We start from the raw sequence: 4136 nt of genomic DNA, 5'->3' as shown, positions 1-4136 counted from the left end.
TATAAGGATATCGCTAGAAAAAACAAACTAACAGTTACAGGGAAAAAGTTGTACAAAGTACGCTGTTCAACTATAGAGCGAAGCTTTGCGGACGCCAAAGAACTACATGGCTATCGATATGCTCGATTTCGGGGGCTGAAGTCTGTCCAAATGCAGGCTTATCTCACCGCAACTTGTCAAAACATGAAAAAAATAGCCCTCCATCTGACCAAAAAAGGTCTGGTGGAGGGCTATTTTTTTGAAACTCTATTATTTTATGTTGTTTTTATTCGCTAAAATCAAAATGATTCCAGAGTGTGGGGAACCCTAAAGGGTTTCCCAACACTCTGGAAAAGAGAGCAGCTTTTAGTAGCTGCTCTCTTTTCATTACAAAAAAATAGGTTAACAATGGAATATTGATGCTTTTTGGTAAAAGATGTAATGAATTGTGAATTTTTTGTAACAAAAAAGTAACACTGTAATTTTTTCTGGAAAAAAGTTCTTGTGCTCGTATATGGAAAATGTATGAAAACCATTGGAGATTGTATTAGAAATACATTTTATTAATATGGAAATTTATGTTACAACTCATTAATCGTATATTACGAATGCTTTGTAATTGTGTGATTTCTAAAAATTCTAAAAATCTGTTGCTATAATGAAAATACGAAAACAAAGCAAATGGAGGCTATTCATGAAAAAATTATTAAGTATAGCAACAGCAGCAGTTTTTGGTCTTGGGATTTTTGCAGGTTCTGCTAAAGCGGAAACAATTGTAACAACAGACGTATTAAATGTTAGAGAAAACCCAAATGTAGAGTCAAAGCTTGTAGGTAAAGTGTTAAGTGGGAATACACTAGATGTTATAAATACAGAAAATGGATGGACAAAAATTAAGTTAAACGGTAAGGAAGCGTTTGTAAGTGCTGAGTTTACAAGGAGCACATATTATGTAACGGCGGGCGTATTAAATGTTCGTGCTGGAGCGAATACTGATTCTGAAATTTTAGGTAAACTTAATAAAGATGATGTGATTGAAACGACGAATCAAGTTCAAAATGAATGGTTACAATTCGACTACAATGGAAAAGTCGGATATGTTCACGTGCCATTTTTAACAGGAACGGCACCTGTAATTGAAAAGAAAGAAGTTGTAGCTCAAGAAGAAGCGCCGGCTAGAACAAATACGCCTGTTAAAAATAATACAGCAGTTAAGAATAAAGAGTCTGTTAAGAGTAACGATTCTATTAAGAAGGTAGAATCAAGTAAACCTGTGGTAAAAGAAAAGCCGGCTGCCAAACCAGTTGCGAAATCTACTGAAACAAGTGCGCCTACTGGTGGTCGTGAAATTACAGTAGAAGCGACGGCATATACAGCAGATCCGAGTGAGAATGGTTCGTATGGTGGTCGTGTATTAACTGCAATGGGGCATGATTTAACAGCAAATCCAAATATGAAAGTAATTGCTGTTGATCCGAAAGTAATTCCGCTTGGATCAAAAGTATGGGTAGAAGGATATGGAGAAGCGATTGCTGGAGACACTGGTGGTGCGATTAAAGGAAATCGTATTGATGTATTAGTCGGTTCAGATGGTAGTGCTAATAGCTGGGGGCGCAAATCTGTAAAAGTGAAAGTTATACAATAGGTTATTGATATTAATATAAAAAGCGGTTGCTTGAAATTATGTAAGCAGCCGCTTTTTATGGATTATTGAAATGGATAAATAGTTTTACCTGTAATAATTTTATATGCACTGCAAAATTGCGTTTGTATATATTCTGTATTTTTATTTTCTGGATGTAATGTTGTTTCATGGAGAGTAGAATGAAAGGCCCGTAGTAAACAATTTAGGGCAAAGTATAATTCCTCTTGTGAACAATTTTGTTCTTTTGTAGAAGTAGCTAAAATGAGGTCTTTTGTCAAAGATGAAAAATTGATGGTGGATTGTTTCATAGTTAACTCATCCTCTCGAAACTATTTTTATCATGTATATGCAGAATTGGACAAACTATGTTCTTTTTTATGTGTAATTTCATGTACCGAAATGAAAGAACTTGCAATCATGCCGTTAAAATTGGTAAGATTGGATATAATCAATAGATGGAGTATATTACATAAAGAGAGTTGAATGATATGGGAGAAGTGCAACGTGAAAAAGTTGCTGTCATCATTGGACCAACTGCTGTTGGAAAGACGAAGTTAAGTATCGATCTTGCCAAAGCGTTGAACGGTGAAATTATTAGTGGTGATTCCATGCAAATCTATCGAACGATGGATATTGGAACTGCAAAGGTAACACAAGCAGAGATGGACGGAATTCCACATTATATGGTCGATATAAAAAATCCGGAAGATTCATTTTCTGTCGCGGAATTTCAAGAACGTGTTCGCAAGCATATTCGAGAAATTACAGAACGTGGTAAATTACCAATTATAGTTGGTGGGACCGGTCTTTATATACAATCTGTTTTATTCGATTATCAGTTTACAGATGATGCTGGTGATGTGATATACCGAGAGCAAATGGAAAAGTTAGCTTTAGAACGCGGTGTGGAATATGTACATAAAAAATTGCAAGAAGTAGATCCGGAAAGTGCGGAGCGTATTCATGCAAATAATGTACGACGTGTCATTCGAGCGTTAGAAATTTTCCACACGACGGGTGAAAAAATGAGTGACCAAATTGAGAAACAAGAAAAAGAGTTACTCTATGATGTTTCATTAATTGGCTTGACAATGGATCGAGAAATGCTATACGATCGCATTAACTTACGAGTGGATTTGATGATGGAACAAGGCCTATTAGAGGAAGTAGAAGGTCTGTATAATAGAGGGATACGAGATTGTCAATCTATTCAAGCGATTGGGTATAAAGAAATCTATGATTATTTTGAGAATCGAGCCCCTTTAGAAGATGCGGTATCACAATTAAAGACGAATTCGCGTCGCTATGCAAAGCGTCAATTAACGTGGTTCCGTAATAAAATGGATGTCACGTGGTTTGATGTTACAGACGGTGAAAAAACGTCAGAAATTTTACGATACATAGAAGGAAAGTTACAAGTAAAGTCGAATAATAGTAAGTAGAGAAAAAGAGGAGGATTCGACATGAAGCAATCAATCAATATTCAAGATCAGTTTTTAAATCAACTCCGTAAAGAAAATACGTTTGTTACGCTGTACTTATTAAATGGTTTCCAGCTTCGTGGGCTAATTAAAGGATTTGATAATTTTACAGTCCTGCTGGAAACAGAAGGTAAGCAACAGCTTATTTATAAACATGCAATTTCTACATTTGTACCACAAAAAAATGTTTCAATTGAATTAGAATAGTAATGAATTATTGTACATAACAAAAAAGAGCGAGTTTCCTCGCTCTTTTTTTATTTGTCATAAACAATATATAGTGAAATTTAAGCGATTCTAAATACAGTAAGGCGGATGTTAGTATTTCCTGTCGCAGGGATTGTAATCTCATTAAGAGTAGATTGGACAGAAATTCTTGCACCAGCTGCTAATGTTTCAATTGTAGTAAATGAAAGTGAGTCGCCTATTAAATTTGAAGAGAAGTTATCAGTTGCGACAGCTCCATTAATTGAAATTCCTACTCCAAGTGGAGCGCATCCTGGCGCAGTTGTAGAAATGGATACGCTAATTACATAAATGCCACCGTTGATAACAGTAACTGTATCTGTGCCGTTGAAGATAATATTGTTTACGTTAATTGCAGTACTAAAAATAAAGTTATTAAATTGCAGTACTGTTTGCTGAATATTGTTTGTTACAACAATTGTTGCTACAGGGAAGCTAGGTCCAGTAGGCCCAGTAGGTCCGGTAGGCCCACCAGAAGGTCCAGTAGGTCCAGTAACTCCTATACCAGTAGCGCCGGTAGCACCCGTTGGTCCTTGAATGCCTTGAGATCCAGTGGCACCGGTAGCGCCCGTGTTACCTTGAACGCCCTGAGGTCCGGTAGCGCCCGTGTTACCCTGAGCACCTTGAGGTCCAGTGGCACCAGTAGCACCTGTGTTACCTTGAGGTCCCTGAGGTCCAGTAGGTCCAGGAGGCCCGCCAGAAGGTCCAGTAGGTCCGGTAACTCCTATACCAGTAGCACCGGTAGCACCTGTGTTACCTTGAACACCTTGAGGTCCAGTGGCACC

General features: G+C 37.4%; 5 protein-coding genes and 1 pseudogene. 4 read left to right on the top strand and 2 right to left on the bottom strand.

Translation table 11 applies throughout. The annotated features are described in order from the left end of the window. Both C4S65_RS33755 and entD read left to right on the top strand, forming a co-directional pair. Nucleotides 1-287: pseudogene (locus tag C4S65_RS33755) on the top strand (transposase); the annotation flags it as partial. A gap of 386 nt (nt 288-673) precedes the next feature. After that, complete coding sequence (gene entD, locus C4S65_RS33745; RefSeq protein ID WP_061666428.1) at nt 674-1624, top strand: cell wall-binding protein EntD; 951 nt, start codon at nt 674-676, stop codon at nt 1622-1624. 62 nt (nt 1625-1686) lie between these two features. Here entD and C4S65_RS33740 read toward each other — a convergent pair whose 3' ends face one another. Further along, on the bottom strand, nt 1687-1932 hold the full coding sequence (locus C4S65_RS33740) for a hypothetical protein (RefSeq protein ID WP_000814429.1): 246 nt from the start codon (nt 1930-1932) through the stop codon (nt 1687-1689). Between the two features lie 180 nt (nt 1933-2112). Between C4S65_RS33740 and miaA the strand changes: the two genes are divergently transcribed. Both miaA and hfq read left to right on the top strand, forming a co-directional pair. Next, complete coding sequence (miaA, locus tag C4S65_RS33735) at nt 2113-3066, top strand: tRNA (adenosine(37)-N6)-dimethylallyltransferase MiaA (RefSeq protein WP_000504953.1); 954 nt, start codon at nt 2113-2115, stop codon at nt 3064-3066. Nucleotides 3067-3087: 21 nt separating this feature from the next. Next, complete coding sequence (hfq, locus tag C4S65_RS33730) at nt 3088-3312, top strand: RNA chaperone Hfq (protein ID WP_000813896.1); 225 nt, start codon at nt 3088-3090, stop codon at nt 3310-3312. An 80-nt stretch (nt 3313-3392) separates the two neighbouring features. On the opposite strand, the gene C4S65_RS33725 is transcribed toward hfq, so the two are convergent. Further along, the coding region (locus C4S65_RS33725; protein ID WP_142391622.1) for a Gly-Xaa-Xaa repeat protein at nt 3393-4136 on the bottom strand (744 nt) is incomplete at its 5' end.

Origin of the sequence: Bacillus sp. ok061 (genome assembly GCF_900108285.1) — a bacterium.
GTDB classification, from domain to species: Bacteria; Bacillota; Bacilli; order Bacillales; family Bacillaceae_G; genus Bacillus_A; species Bacillus_A thuringiensis_S.
Note: the sequence above shows the minus strand (reverse complement) of the source record. Positions and strands in the feature narration are given on the sequence as shown.

Bases quoted from the DNA above. Each gene is read 5' to 3' on its own strand.
- entD (WP_061666428.1), top strand. From the start codon at position 674: ATGAAAAAATTATTAAGTATAGCAACAGCAGCAGTTTTTGGTCTTGGG.
- C4S65_RS33740 (WP_000814429.1), bottom strand. From the start codon at position 1,932: ATGAAACAATCCACCATCAATTTTTCATCTTTGACAAAAGACCTCATT.
- miaA (WP_000504953.1), top strand. From the start codon at position 2,113: ATGGGAGAAGTGCAACGTGAAAAAGTTGCTGTCATCATTGGACCAACT.
- hfq (WP_000813896.1), top strand. From the start codon at position 3,088: ATGAAGCAATCAATCAATATTCAAGATCAGTTTTTAAATCAACTCCGT.